The sequence below is a fragment of the Secundilactobacillus mixtipabuli genome, assembly GCF_002217925.1.
Classification (GTDB): domain Bacteria; phylum Bacillota; class Bacilli; order Lactobacillales; family Lactobacillaceae; genus Secundilactobacillus; species Secundilactobacillus mixtipabuli.
The window spans coordinates 67,858-81,279 of the sequence record NZ_BCMF01000008.1 but is presented as its reverse complement, the minus strand read 5'-3'; the positions used below and the strand labels follow the sequence as shown (position 1 = coordinate 81,279).

Annotated in this window: 13 protein-coding genes; 11 read left to right on the top strand and 2 right to left on the bottom strand. The window is 43.1% G+C overall.

The annotated features are described in order from the left end of the window. Positions 1-40 precede the first annotated feature (40 nt). From IWT5_RS08895 to tsaD, 7 genes are all read left to right on the top strand, one after another. Positions 41-376 (top strand): DNA replication initiation control protein YabA, encoded by a 336-nt coding sequence (locus IWT5_RS08895; RefSeq protein WP_089109607.1) that lies wholly within the window; start codon positions 41-43, stop codon positions 374-376. A gap of 14 nt (positions 377-390) precedes the next feature. Beyond that, complete coding sequence (gene rsmI / locus IWT5_RS08890) at positions 391-1,278, top strand: 16S rRNA (cytidine(1402)-2'-O)-methyltransferase (protein WP_089109606.1); 888 nt, start codon at positions 391-393, stop codon at positions 1,276-1,278. A 20-nt stretch (positions 1,279-1,298) separates the two neighbouring features. Beyond that, entirely contained in the window at positions 1,299-2,063 is a 765-nt protein-coding gene (locus IWT5_RS08885; protein ID WP_089109605.1) for an acyl-[acyl-carrier-protein] thioesterase, read from the top strand. Positions 2,064-2,131: 68 nt separating this feature from the next. Next, the gene (gene tsaB, locus IWT5_RS08880; protein WP_089109604.1) at positions 2,132-2,854 is read left to right on the top strand and encodes a tRNA (adenosine(37)-N6)-threonylcarbamoyltransferase complex dimerization subunit type 1 TsaB; all 723 of its coding nucleotides are present in this window, start codon (positions 2,132-2,134) and stop codon (positions 2,852-2,854) included. After that, the gene (rimI, locus tag IWT5_RS08875) at positions 2,838-3,422 is read left to right on the top strand and encodes a ribosomal protein S18-alanine N-acetyltransferase (RefSeq protein WP_089109603.1); all 585 of its coding nucleotides are present in this window, start codon (positions 2,838-2,840) and stop codon (positions 3,420-3,422) included. The genes tsaB and rimI (IWT5_RS08875) overlap by 17 nt, the downstream gene beginning before the upstream one ends. Then, positions 3,409-3,885: a ribosomal protein S18-alanine N-acetyltransferase gene (gene rimI, locus IWT5_RS08870; protein ID WP_159459314.1), complete on the top strand. Its 477-nt coding sequence runs from the start codon at positions 3,409-3,411 to the stop codon at positions 3,883-3,885. The genes rimI (IWT5_RS08875) and rimI (IWT5_RS08870) overlap by 14 nt, the downstream gene beginning before the upstream one ends. Continuing rightward, entirely contained in the window at positions 3,882-4,910 is a 1,029-nt protein-coding gene (gene tsaD / locus IWT5_RS08865; protein ID WP_089109601.1) for a tRNA (adenosine(37)-N6)-threonylcarbamoyltransferase complex transferase subunit TsaD, read from the top strand. Before rimI (IWT5_RS08870) ends, tsaD begins: the two co-directional genes overlap by 4 nt. Positions 4,911-4,984: 74 nt before the next feature. Here the strand turns inward: tsaD and IWT5_RS08860 are convergent, their stop codons facing one another. Next, complete coding sequence (locus IWT5_RS08860; RefSeq protein ID WP_089109600.1) at positions 4,985-6,943, bottom strand: ABC-F family ATP-binding cassette domain-containing protein; 1,959 nt, start codon at positions 6,941-6,943, stop codon at positions 4,985-4,987. A 247-nt stretch (positions 6,944-7,190) separates the two neighbouring features. On the opposite strand from IWT5_RS08860, the gene IWT5_RS08855 reads away from it, so the two are divergent. The 4 genes from IWT5_RS08855 (at position 7,191) to kimA (ending at position 12,222) form a co-directional block, all read left to right on the top strand. Beyond that, positions 7,191-7,829: a redox-sensing transcriptional repressor Rex gene (locus tag IWT5_RS08855; RefSeq protein ID WP_089109599.1), complete on the top strand. Its 639-nt coding sequence runs from the start codon at positions 7,191-7,193 to the stop codon at positions 7,827-7,829. A 257-nt stretch (positions 7,830-8,086) separates the two neighbouring features. Continuing rightward, on the top strand, positions 8,087-8,371 hold the full coding sequence (groES, locus tag IWT5_RS08850; RefSeq protein ID WP_089109598.1) for a co-chaperone GroES: 285 nt from the start codon (positions 8,087-8,089) through the stop codon (positions 8,369-8,371). Positions 8,372-8,431: 60 nt separating this feature from the next. Further along, positions 8,432-10,060, top strand: coding sequence for a chaperonin GroEL (gene groL, locus IWT5_RS08845; protein ID WP_089109597.1), 1,629 nt, complete (start codon positions 8,432-8,434; stop codon positions 10,058-10,060). A gap of 326 nt (positions 10,061-10,386) precedes the next feature. Then, a complete protein-coding gene (gene kimA / locus IWT5_RS08840) occupies positions 10,387-12,222 on the top strand; it encodes a potassium transporter KimA (protein WP_089109596.1) in 1,836 nt (611 codons plus the stop codon). A 421-nt stretch (positions 12,223-12,643) separates the two neighbouring features. Here kimA and lrgB read toward each other — a convergent pair whose 3' ends face one another. Beyond that, on the bottom strand, positions 12,644-13,408 hold the full coding sequence (gene lrgB / locus IWT5_RS08835) for an antiholin-like protein LrgB (protein WP_089109595.1): 765 nt from the start codon (positions 13,406-13,408) through the stop codon (positions 12,644-12,646). Positions 13,409-13,422: the final 14 nt, after the last annotated feature.

Sequence of the window (13,422 nt, the reverse complement as noted above, 5' to 3'; positions counted from 1 at the left end):
GGACATTCAGTACATATTGAATAATTAAAGAGGTGCAATCTTGGCAAAGCGGGATGTTTACGAAGAGTTGAAAGACCTACAGGCTGAAATGGTAAAGATGATCTCGAAGTTTGAGCAGGTTCAAGACGAAGTGACCCAAACATTAGAACAGAACGCTGAATTAAAAATTGAAAATCAGCATTTGCGTGAGGTGTTGCGTTCGGAGCATAACGAAAGTCTCAATAACAGCGCCGAGCCGCAATTGTCAAAGTCACGGCAAAATTTGGAAAAACTATATGAAGAAGGGTTTCACGTCTGCAATTTTGAATATGGTAAACGACGAGAAAATAACGAACCCTGCGCTTTTTGTTTAGATGTTATCTATGGTGAACGGTAAATAGGAGGATCAGCTTGCAATCGCAATTAAGTTTTTCAAAGCAGAATCAAACGGGCACACTTTATTTAGTGCCGACCCCAATCGGTAACTTGGGTGATATGACGTTCCGGAGTGTTGATGTGTTAAAGCAAGTTGATCTGATTGCGGCAGAGGATACTCGAAATACGCAAAAGCTCTTAAATCATTTCGAAATTGAAACACCGCAAATCAGTTTTCACGAACATAATACTCAGGAGCGAATTCCGCAACTGATTAGTAAGCTAGAAGCGGGCGTGAACCTTGCTCAGGTAAGTGATGCTGGCATGCCGTCAATCAGTGACCCTGGGCACGAATTGGTAGTGGCTTGTATTGAAGCTAACATTCCGGTCGTGCCGCTACCCGGTGCTAATGCAGGATTAACGGCATTAATTGCCTCGGGACTAGATCCGCAGCCGTTTTATTTCTATGGCTTTTTGGATCGTAAACCTAAGCTTCAAGTGACTGAATTAGAGGCGCTTAAAAATCGCTCCGAGAGTCAGATATTCTATGAAGCACCGCACCGGTTGGCCAAGACGCTGCAACACTTAGTTGATGTTTTTGGGGGTGACCGGCAGGCTTCTCTTTGCCGTGAGCTAACGAAAAAACATGAACAGTTTATCCGGGGTTCTTTGACTGAGCTCTTGGAATGGGCTAAGCAATCAGACCAGGTTCGCGGAGAATTTGTCATGATTGTGAGTGGAAATCCCGAGGGCGACGAAGAAAACGAAGAGCCTGATTATAGTGGTCTTAGCATTGAAGAACACGTTGATCATCTCATTGAGACTGGGTTAAGACCAAATGACGCTATTAAACAAGTGGCTCATTTGCGTCAATTAAAAAAACAGGAAGTTTATCAAATTTATCACCATCTGGATCAGAATTAAAAGAAGTAGGGGAAAACCAAATGGGCGCAAATATCTTTTCAGAAAAACATCAAATTATTTTTTACGAAACAGATGTCACAAACACTGTTACACCAGCCATGCTGATTAATATGATTATTTTGGCTTCGGAGGATCAAACCGACGCGTTGGGCGTTGGTGCTGAAGAAGTCGCCAAATTCGGGATCGGCTGGGTCGTAACGCAATACAAAATGGATATCACTCGTCTGCCACGGCAAGGCGAAACCATCAAGATTTCAACGCAAGCTACTTGTTATAATCGCTACTTTGCCTTCCGAGAATTTTGGGTGCATGACAGTGATGGTCAAGAATGTGTTCACGTTGAAAGTATCTGGGTTACGATGGACCATGAGACCCGCAAAATTGTGACAATTCCGGATAATATTATTGCGCCATTCAATTCGGAGCAGGTTAAAATGATTCCACGGTTACCACGGCCTAAACGTCTAGCTGAAACGGATCAATTGATGACTAAGGCTTACCGAGTGCGTTATTTTGATATTGACGGCAATGGTCACGTCAATAATTCACGCTACTTTGATTGGCTATTAGATGCGCTGCCAATGAGCTTTTTGACGCGGCATAACTTAACCGGAATCAACATTCGGTTTGAAAATGAGGTTCAGTACCACCATATCGTGACGAGTGAGGCCACGTTGATGACTGACGTTTCTGATGCAATTGTTACAAAGCACCGTATTACGATGGAAAATGGTGATGTTGCGACAGAAGCAGAGTTCCACTGGGAGCCAATTATTAACCGTTAAGTGGCGGCTAACGGGGCTTAGGTGTATGATGATGGCTGAAGAATCAGAAGAAGAGGGTTTAATACGAAATGAAAGTACTGGCGCTAGACACGTCTAATCAAACACTAACTGTAGCGGTGATGTCAGATGACCAGGTTTTAGCAACAACGACGGTCACCACCACTAAAAAACATGGGGCGCATTTGCTGCCAATCATTCAAGATTTGATGCAGGTTGCCAACTTAAAACCGGCTGATCTGGACCGAGTGGTCGTAGCGGATGGGCCGGGCTCTTATACGGGCTTGAGAATTGGGGTCACAACGGCCAAAACATTGGCTGATACGTTAAACATTGAACTTGTTGGTGTTTCTAGTTTAGCCACAATTGCGGCTAACATTATCAGTGAGACGCAGTTGGTTGCGGTTTTATTTGATGGGCGCAACGATAACGTTTTTGCTGGCGTTTACCGGATCAAAAACGGGATGCCGGTTTCGGTGATTGAAGATCAGCATATTCCGTTTGAAAAGTTATTGCCTCAAATTAAGGCGCTGAACGAACCGGTTGTTGTACTGGGTGATCTTGATGCGTTTACTGAGCGATTAAAGACAGCCCTAGAGGCAGACTTTATTCATTATCCAATCGAACTGAGCCTGCCAAGTGCGGCGGAATTAGGCCGGTTGGGGCAGAGACGCACTCCTGTAAGTGATGTCAAAGATTTTGTGCCACGGTATCTGCGCTTAACCAAAGCAGAAGCTGACTGGCAAAAGCAACACCCAGAAGAGGATAGTAGCGACTATGTTGAAAAAGTTTAAAAATTGGTATCAGCAATTATTTCAAATTCAGGATACTAAATTTCAAGATGTATTAGACATTAAAAATCATGAAGTTCATATTCAAAATGTTGCCTATTTTTTAGCCAAAGCACAGTTCACGGATATTCCTGAAATGCTTGGTATTGAGCGAGCAGTCTACGGGGGTAAAACGCCCTGGGATTCAGCTGCGTTTGCAAGTGAGCTTCGCCATGAAACGGACCGGTTATACTTGGTTTTGCGTCGTCACGACCGATTGCTTGCTTTTATTGGCTGTACTTTTAACGATGTCAAAAGCGATGCCCACATCACTAATATCGCAGTGGTTCCGGATTATCAAAATCGTGGTCTCGGCCACTTCTTAATTGCGGTAATGATAAAAAAAGCACGGCAACTGGAGCTGAAACAAGTCTCCTTAGAAGTTCGTTTGAGTAACGTGAGAGCTCAGTCGTTGTATCAAAGCTTGGGCTTTGAGAAGGCTGGCATTAAGAAGGGATACTATTTTGGCGACCACGAGGATGCCGTCGATATGGTCATTGCTATTGGAGATTCTGATAATGGCGAATCTTAAAATTCAGATTGTCACAGAAGCAAAGTTAGTCCCGTTAATCGAAGCCTGTGCGCAAATTTCTGAGCGGGCTTATCCGTCGGGAACAGGGTGGAAACTGCAGGCCTTTCAAGCAGATATGGTTGCGGATCACCGGGTTTATGCTGTTATCCATGATGGCGAGCAATTGATTGGGTACGTTGGCGCTGTCCAGGTACTGGATCAAGTTGATATAACCGGTGTCGCAGTTGACCCAGCTTATCAAAAACAGGGTCATGCCATTCGGTTGATTGAAGCCTTGATAGCCTCACTGGAGGTTAACACCCAGGTCTTTTTAGAGGTGAGAGAATCGAATTTAGCTGCTAAGCATCTCTACCAGCGGGTAGGTTTTTCTGCTATTGGCGTGCGGAAGGCTTACTATTCTCAACCAGATGAAGATGCAATTTTAATGAAGTTAAGCGTATCAGGCGCGAAGGGAGAGTATTGAACGTGGAACGTAATTTAATCTTGGCCTTCGAGTCAAGTTGTGATGAAACCAGCGTAGCAGTGATTGAAAACGGTGAGAAAATTTTATCAAACATTGTTGCGACACAAATAAAAAGTCATCAGCGGTTTGGTGGCGTAGTGCCAGAAGTTGCGAGCCGGCACCACATTGAGCAAATTACCGATTGTATTGATCTGGCGCTGTCGGAAGCTGCGGTAACATATGCTGATTTGTCAGCAGTTGCTGTGACTTATGGCCCAGGGCTGGTTGGTGCGCTGTTAATTGGCGTCACTGCCGCTAAAACGGTGGCGTATGCGCACGATTTACCTCTGATCCCAGTGAACCATATGGCAGGCCATATTTACGCCGCTCGCTACGTGAAACCGATTGAATTTCCGGCTTTAGCGCTTTTAGTATCAGGTGGTCACACTGAGCTCGTTTACTTAGCTGGTCCAGGTCAGTTTGAAATTATTGGCGAGACTCGCGATGACGCCGCCGGTGAAGCCTACGATAAAATTGGTCGGGTACTCGGTATTAACTACCCAGCTGGGAAAGAAGTTGACCGTCTGGCACATATTGGTAAGGATACCTTTAACTTCCCACGGGCAATGGATGATTCCGACTCATTTGACTTCAGCTTTAGTGGCTTGAAGAGTGCGTTTATCAACACCGTTCATCATGCGGATCAGATTGGCGAAACATTGAGTCGTGAAGATCTGGCCGCTAGTTTTCAACAAGCAGTTGTGGATGTGTTAGCGGATAAAACGGTTCGTGCACTGGATGCTTTTTCGGTCAAGCAGCTGATTTTAGCTGGTGGTGTTGCTGCCAATCAGGGTCTGCGTGAGCGGTTAGATTCTGAATTAAAGGCCTTTCAGGATGTTGATTTTATTAAAGCGCCCCTGAAACTTTGTGGTGACAACGCGGCAATGATTGGTGCGGCCGGCTACGTTGGCTATCAGTTAAAGCAGTTCGGTGATATGAGTTTGAATGCTGATCCTAGTCTAGAATTTGACTGGATAGCGTCATAAATTGAAGATCTTACAAACAAAAAAGACAGATTCTTCCACTTGTTGGAAAAAATCTGTCTTTTTTGTGTATGAGGCTAGTCGGACATATCCTCGAGGGCTAATGAAGCCTCTTCCCAGCCACTTTCAGTTGTCTCAATTTGTTGTGAAATTTCTTCAAGTTGCTGCTGCAAATCAGCCATTTTAGCCTGATCTGAGAATACTTCAGGCTTGGTCATGGTGTTTTCTACCTGAGTTTTCTTTTCGGTTAGAACATTTAGTTGCTGCTCTAACGTTTCAACTTGACGGGTTAATTTCCGTTCTTGTTTTTGTCGTTCCTTTGACTGTTGATAATTTTGCTTTTTCTGACTAACTGACTTAACGGTCAGACTAGGATCACGTTCTTCAGCTTCTGCTTGTTTTTTCTCAGCGACTGCGGCCTGTTCCTGTTTCTTCTCAATAAAGTAATCATAGTCGCCAAGGAAGAGTTCTGATCCCTGAGCTGAGAGTTCCACTACCGAAGTAGCAACTTGGTTAATAAAGTACCGGTCATGAGAAACAAAGAGGATGGTGCCGTCAAAGTCATTTAGCGTATTTTCAAGTACTTGACGACTATCAATATCCAAATGATTGGTAGGTTCATCCAAAATCAGAAAATTATCATGCTTCATCGCTAATTTGGTTAACAGCAGCCGGGCTTTCTCACCGCCACTTAGACTGTGAACCATTTTATCCACGTCTTCACCAGTGAATAAGAAACTCCCAAGAATGGTACGAATATCTTTTTCCGGGGTGGTGGGATGGTCGTCCCAAAGCTCGGCTAACACGGTTTTATTGCTATGCAGTGATTTTTGCTCTTGGTCATAGTAGCCGGTGTCGACACCAGTACCGAAAACGACACTGCCGGCTAAAGCCGGTATTTTACCCAGAATAGTTTTTAAAAGGGTTGATTTACCAACACCGTTGGGACCAACGATTGCAATTGCTTGATGTTTTTTGACATCAATATTGACCGGTTCGGCCAGTATTTTACTGGGATCATAGCCAACAGCCAAGTCTTTGACGGTTAAAACGATATTGCCGCTTTGCCGATGTGGTGTGAAGGCAAAATGGGCCACTTTGTCATCGGATTCTGGCCGCTCAATTCGGTCCATTTTTTCAAGCTGTTTGCGCCTAGCCTGTGCCCGTTTAGTGGTCGATGCTCTAACGATATTGCGGTTAACAAAATCTTCTAACTGAGAGATTTTATGCTGCTGTTTGTCGTATTCTTTCCACTGACGTTGCAACTGGGCTGCTTTTTGAGTGACATAAGCCGAATAATTGCCGTGAAAATGCGTCACTGTCCCCATAGACATCTCGTAGACTTCCGTGACTAAACGGTCGAGAAAGTAACGGTCATGGGAAACGATTAATAAGGCACCCTTGTAGGATTGAATATAACCTTCGAGCCAGGTAAGGGTTTCCACATCCAAGTGGTTGGTAGGTTCGTCAAGAACTAAGAGGTCGCGTTTTTCGAGTAGCAACTTGGCTAACGCTAGCTGGGTTTTTTGCCCACCAGATAGTTCATCGATTGAACGGCCATAGTCTTCTTCACCGAATTCAAAACCATGAAGGACACCGCGTATTTCAGCACGATAGCCGTAACCATTATTATTCTTAAAAGCGGTTTGCCGTTGATCATATGTTTTTGAAAGTTGCTCAAATTTTTGTTGATCGTTGATGATTTCTGGTTCGCTCATTTGCTCTTCCAGACGGTGTAATTCTTTTTCTTGATCTTGTAAGTCCTGGAAAACACTGGCCATTTCTTCCCAAATGGATTTGTTCGAATCAAGACCGGTATCTTGAGCTAAATACCCAATGGTCATTCCTTTTCTGTAAATGATCTGCCCTTCATCAGGAGCGTCGATTCCTGTAATCATACGGATCAGAGTTGATTTACCCGCGCCATTCCGGCCAACCAGAGCAACTCGGCCGTGTTCAGGGACATCTAGACTGACATTGTCAAAAAGAGTATCCGCGCCGAACCGGCGTGTTACTTGCTGAACCTGTAATAACATGTCGTATCAGCTACCTTTCTATTGTGAAACTATTCTACCATTAATTGATGAGATTCTCATAGGGCCATCGTGATGTTCAGCAGATTTTTATTGAAAATTATTTCACAAATAAGCTCAATATGCTACAATTAACTAGAATGATGATTTCACAAGCTTAGTATTTTTATGAAATTACAATTAGTTAAATGATTAAAAAAGTGGTTTTTAAGTGATTTTTAATCAGATAGTTCACAAGGAGGAAGAAAAATTGACGGAAACAAAGATTCCGAAGGCTACGGCAAAACGCTTGCCGATTTATTATCGCTATCTGAATATTTTGCATGATTCCGATAAGAATCGGGTCTCATCGACAGAACTTTCAGAGGCTGTTAAAGTTGATTCGGCTACGATTCGTCGTGACTTTTCATACTTTGGGGCACTTGGAAAACGTGGCTATGGCTATGATGTAGATAGTTTATTGAAGTTCTTTAAGAAGATTTTAAACCAAGATAAACTGACAAATGCAGCTTTGATTGGTGTCGGGAATTTAGGCAACGCACTTTTGAACTTCAACTTTCACCAGAACAGCAACGTTCGGATCAGTGCAGCATTTGATGTCCGTCCCGATTTAGCCAACACGGTTCAAAGTGGTGTGCCGATCTATCCAATGTCAGAATTGCGTAAACAACTTGAAGACCAGCAAATCAAGATCGTCATCTTAACAGTGCCTGAAAACGTGGCTCAAAACGTTACGGATGATGCTATTGCGGGCGGTGTTCGGGGGATTTTGAACTTCACGCCGCTTCGGGTATCTGTGCCCGCCAACGTTCGGGTTCAAAACGTTGATTTAACAAATGAACTCCAGACTTTGATCTATTTCTTGGATCACTACAATGAAGAAGAATAATTTGGTATGACGGTTCAAAACGTTAACAAAACTAAAAAGCAGTTTAATGACCAGTGAGATATTGGCCGTTAAACTGCTTTTAGTTTTGCCTGGAAGTTGGTTTGTCGTTCAATTTTTTAATTTTGAGTAAATCATGGTTTTTTTAGGTAAATGACTTGCAATTGAGTGGGAATAATTTTATAGTATTAATTGTGATTAGCACTTATGTTAGATGAGTGCTAATAGTGCTAAACTTTATATTTATTGGAGGGATTCAAGTGTTAAAACCATTAGGAGACCGTGTAATTTTACAAGCACAAGAAGAAGAAGAAAAGACTGTTGGTGGCATCGTGCTAGCAAGCAACGCTCAAGAAAAGCCACAGACTGGTAAGGTTGTTGCCGTAGGTGATGGCCGTGTGCTTGACAATGGTGAAAAGGTTGCGCCAAGTGTTAAAGAAGGCGACACTGTCTTATTTGATAAATACGCAGGTACTGAAGTTAAGTATAACGGTGACTCATATCTAGTTGTCCACGAAAAGGATCTTGTCGCAATCGTCGACTAATTCAGGTGTCAACTAGAACTAAATTTTTAAACTAAATAATTTATGAGGTGAAGTGAAACTATGGCTAAAGAACTTAAGTTTTCTGAAGACGCTCGGTCAGCAATGCTTGCCGGTGTTGATAAATTAGCAAATACTGTTAAAACAACGATTGGCCCTAAAGGCCGTAACGTGGTTTTGGAACAATCATACGGTAACCCAACGATCACTAATGATGGTGTTACGATTGCTAAGTCAATTGAATTATCAGACCACTTTGAAAACCTTGGCGCTAAGTTAGTTGCTGAAGTTGCTTCAAAGACTAACGATATTGCTGGTGATGGTACCACTACTGCCACGGTATTGACTCAAGCAATTGTTAACGAAGGTATGAAGAACGTGACTGCCGGTGCTAACCCCGTTGGCATTCGTCGTGGGATTGAAAAAGCAACGAGTGCAGCTGTTAAGGCTTTGCATGATATGAGCCACAAGGTTGCTACTAAGAGCGATATTGCTCAAATCGCTTCTATTTCATCTGCTGACAAACAAGTTGGTGACTTGATTGCGGATGCTATGGAAAAGGTTGGTAACGATGGGGTCATCACCATTGAAGAATCTCGTGGTGTTGATACCAGCTTAGACGTTGTTGAAGGGATGCAATTCGATCGTGGTTACATGTCACAATACATGGTAACTGATAACGACAAGATGGAAGCTAACTTGGACAACCCTTACATTTTGATCACTGATAAGAAGATTGCTAATATCCAAGACATCTTACCATTGCTGCAATCAGTTGTTGAACAAAGCCGTTCACTCTTGATTATTGCTGATGATATTACCGGTGAAGCATTGCCAACACTTGTTTTGAACAAGATGCGCGGTACCTTCAATGTAGTTGCTGTTAAGGCACCTGGCTTTGGTGACCGTCGTAAGGCTCAACTTCAAGATATTGCTGTATTGACCGGTGGTACTGTTATTACCGATGACTTAGGCTTGAACTTGAAGGATGCTACTCTTGAACAACTTGGTCAAGCTAACAAGGTTAACGTTACAAAAGACAATACAACCATTGTTGAAGGCGCTGGTGCCAGGGAACAAATTCAAGAACGTGTCGCAGAAATCAAGACTCAAATCGATGCCACTACTTCAGACTTTGACCGTGATAAGTTAAAGGAACGTTTGGCTAAGATGGCTGGTGGTGTTGCTGTCATCCGTGTTGGTGCCGCAACTGAAACCGAATTGAAAGAGCGTAAGTACCGTATCGAAGATGCTTTGAACGCTACTCGTGCTGCCGTTGAAGAAGGCTTCGTTTCCGGTGGTGGTACTGCCTTGATCAACGTCATTCCAGAAGTTGAAAAGATTGAAAAGGATACTGAAGGCGATGAAGCAACCGGTGTTGCTATCGTTCGTCGTGCTTTGGAAGAACCAGTTCGTCAAATCGCTGAAAATGCGGGTGTTGAAGGCTCTGTTATCGTTGAACACATGAAGACATTGAAGCCTGGCGAAGGTTACAACGCTGCTTCTAACAAGTACGAAGACATGGTTAAAGCTGGTATTGTTGACCCTACCAAGGTTACCCGTTCAGCACTTCAAAACGCTGCCTCAGTTTCAGCATTACTGTTGACCACTGAAGCCGTTGTTGCTGATGAACCAAAGAAGGATGATGCACCAGCCGCACCTGCACAACCAGGTATGGGCGGTATGATGTAAGCTTCAACTCAAACGATGACTGTTTGACTATTGAACGAAAGTATCTGAAATGGGAGACTATTTCAGGTACTTTTTTATTGCGTTAAAGTTAAAATCAGGGCATTATTCATCACAGAATGAATCGTTTATACCAGTTTAATTATCAACGTTTTCAGATTGTTTTCGGACAGCTTGCTTTCGCTTGATAGTTTGTTGTACAATACCAATTGATTTTGCATACCCAATGCGGCATTCACTTATTTTAGATATTAATTTTCGAAAAGAGCTATCGGCCACTGAGATCTCGTGGTTGATAGCTGTTATTCGTCGATAAAGGAGTAAAAATCATGTGGCGTTATTTGAAACGGTTACTTATTGGTAAACCGTTGAAGACGACGGATGAGGGTGGACAGGCTTTAACTAAGTTTAAAGCGCTGGCTTTACTCTCTTCTGATGCGTTATCTTCAGTCGCATATGGGACTGAACAAATTACAACAGTTTTAATCACACTTTCTGCAGCAGCTTTAATGTATCAACTTTGGGTTGCCGCTTTAGTTCTGGTTTTACTGTTCGCAATCACGTTGTCATACCAACAAATTATTCATGCTTATCCATCAGGTGGTGGTGCATACGTTGTTGCAACGACTAATTGGGGGCAGCCAGCGGGGTTAGTTGCTGGTGGTTCACTGTTGGTTGATTATATGCTGACCGTGGCGGTTTCTGTTACTTCAGGTACCGATGCTATTATTTCTGCCATCCCCGCTCTCAGCGCGCACCAAGTCGGTATTTCAATCGTCTTAGTCCTACTGATCATGGGACTCAACCTTCGGGGAATGCGTGAATCAGCTTCGATGCTGACTTTGCCAGTCTATTTCTTTATCCTGATGATTTTTATCATGATTGGTTGGGGAATCTTTGAGATTGCCTCTGGACGGATCGTTTATCACGCTACAGCAGCCGTTGGGGCACCTGTGCAGGGAATGACACTCCTGTTGTTCTTCCGTGCGTTCTCCAGTGGTTCTTCCTCTCTGACAGGGGTTGAAGCGATTAGTAATGCGGTTCCTAATTTCCGTAAGCCTAAGAGTCATAATGCCAGTGCAACATTAGCTATCATGGCTTCAATCTTGGCTTTCTTCTTCGGTGGCATTACGTTTCTGAGTTACTACCTTGGGATTCATCCAATGGCAGATAACACGGTTCTTTCTCAGATTGGTGAAGCAATCTTTGGTCATGGCTTAATTTACTATCTGTTGCAACTAGCTACTGCCGCAATTCTGGCAGTTGCCGCAAACACTGGTTTTTCTGCCTTTCCAATTTTGGCTTACAACCTAGCGAAAGATAAATTTTTACCTCATGCTTACCTAGATCGTGGTGACCGTTTAGGGTATTCAAACGGGATCATTTCGCTTGCTATTGGGGCGATCTTCCTGATCATCATCTTCCACGGTAAGACGAGCCTGTTGATTCCGCTTTATGCGGTTGGGGTTTTCGTGCCATTTACGTTATCTCAATCCGGTATGATCCGTCACTGGTTTAGGGTTCGTGAGGGTAAATGGGGCTGGAAAGCTGTTATTAACTTCCTGGGGGCCTTTATTTCCTTCTCACTTGTGGTCTTCTTGTTCCTGCTTCATTTTGGTAATGTCTGGCCTTACTTAATCGTCATGCCAGCTTTGATTTACATGTTCTACCGTATTCATCGGCATTATATCAACGTGGCACACCAACTGCGAGTGAGTGAAGATAGTGATGCCGTTAATCACCATTACGATGGTGCAACGGTGATTGTCTTAGTTAGCGATGTGACTCAAGTAACGGCGCATGCTATTGACTACGCCCGTTCAGTAGGGGACTACGTGATTGCCATGCACGTGTCCTTTGATGAGAATCCACGTAAGGAACATAAGACAGCTCAGAAATTCAAAGTGGAATTTCCGGATGTTCGGTTTGTCGATATTCATTCCTCTTATCGATCAATCATTACACCGACATTGCGGTTCTGTGATGTGATTGCTAAGCGGGCTGCTGAACGGAACTTTACGACCACGGTCTTAGTTCCTCAATTCGTACCACGACGGCCATGGCAAAATGTTTTGCATAACCAGACTGCTTTGAGACTGCGTTCGGCATTGAATACGCGTCAGAACATTATTGTTTCGACGTATAGTTATCACTTAAAGAGATAATTGAATCAAATCTTAAAGATAGTAAAAAGCCTAAATCAATTGATTTAGGCTTTTTGTGTTATGTGGAACTTTTACTTTGTAGAAGGGTGAACAACACGGCTTTTTAAACGTTCAGGCAGCGATCAATTCAACCCGATTGTATGATTGGGCGGAATAACATTAGAAGAGCCTCTTAGGGCATTTAGTGGCTTGTAAAGCGGGATGTGACAAGACTTATCTCAGCTATTCAATGAAAACCATTGGTTGAGCGTTAATAACGCAATCGATTAGGATTGCTGGATTGATTGACATTCTAATGTAGGGGAACAAGAAAAGCCGCCAGAACTTAATCTGACGGCTTACTTGTTAAGATAGGATATGGCATCCTAAATCTTATTTATAGTTTGTAGTTGAAAAAAATTTTTTAATTTAACTGTTTTATCTAGAACAAGCCCATCATGTGTGCAAATGGTGGAACGACGATGTCGACAACGATTGAGATGACAACAACGGCGATAGAAGCCATAGCACCTTGGACAGAACCGAGTTGAACGGCTTTAGCTGAACCAACCGTGTGTCCTGCGGTACCTAAACCTAAACCAGCACCAACTGGATCACTGTTTAAGCGGAAGACTTTGATCAAGACATCAGCTAAGGCGTAAATCAAAACGGCGTTTAAGATACATGCCATCGCAGTAACGGCTGGAATACCACCAGTAGCACCAGAAATAGGCATTGCAATAGCAGTCGTTGCAGCTTGTGGCAACATTGAAGCAATCATCTGGTTGTTTAAGCCGAAGATCTTTGATACGTAGTAGATAACGAATAATGAAATAATCATACCAACGATCAATGACAAAACAATTTCTAACCAGAACTTCTTAACAACATCATTCCGACGGTACAGTGGAATGGCAAACGCAATAGTGGCAGGGTTCAAGAACCAGAATAAAATGTCACCACCTGGCTTGTATGCTGACATGTAGAAGGTTGGCAGTGAAACACCAAACCACTTAGCCATAAGCCAGAGAATGAAGATACCTAGAACCATACCAACGAATAATGGCTGGAATAAGAAGAAACCATTTGAAATCTTAAATAAATATTGGCCAATGAGAAAGACAGCTAATGATAAGAAAATACCAAAGAAGGCTATCCCACCGACTTTCGGATCTAAAGCATTACCGAAAAAGTTTACCCAGGTCATATAACTCAATCCTT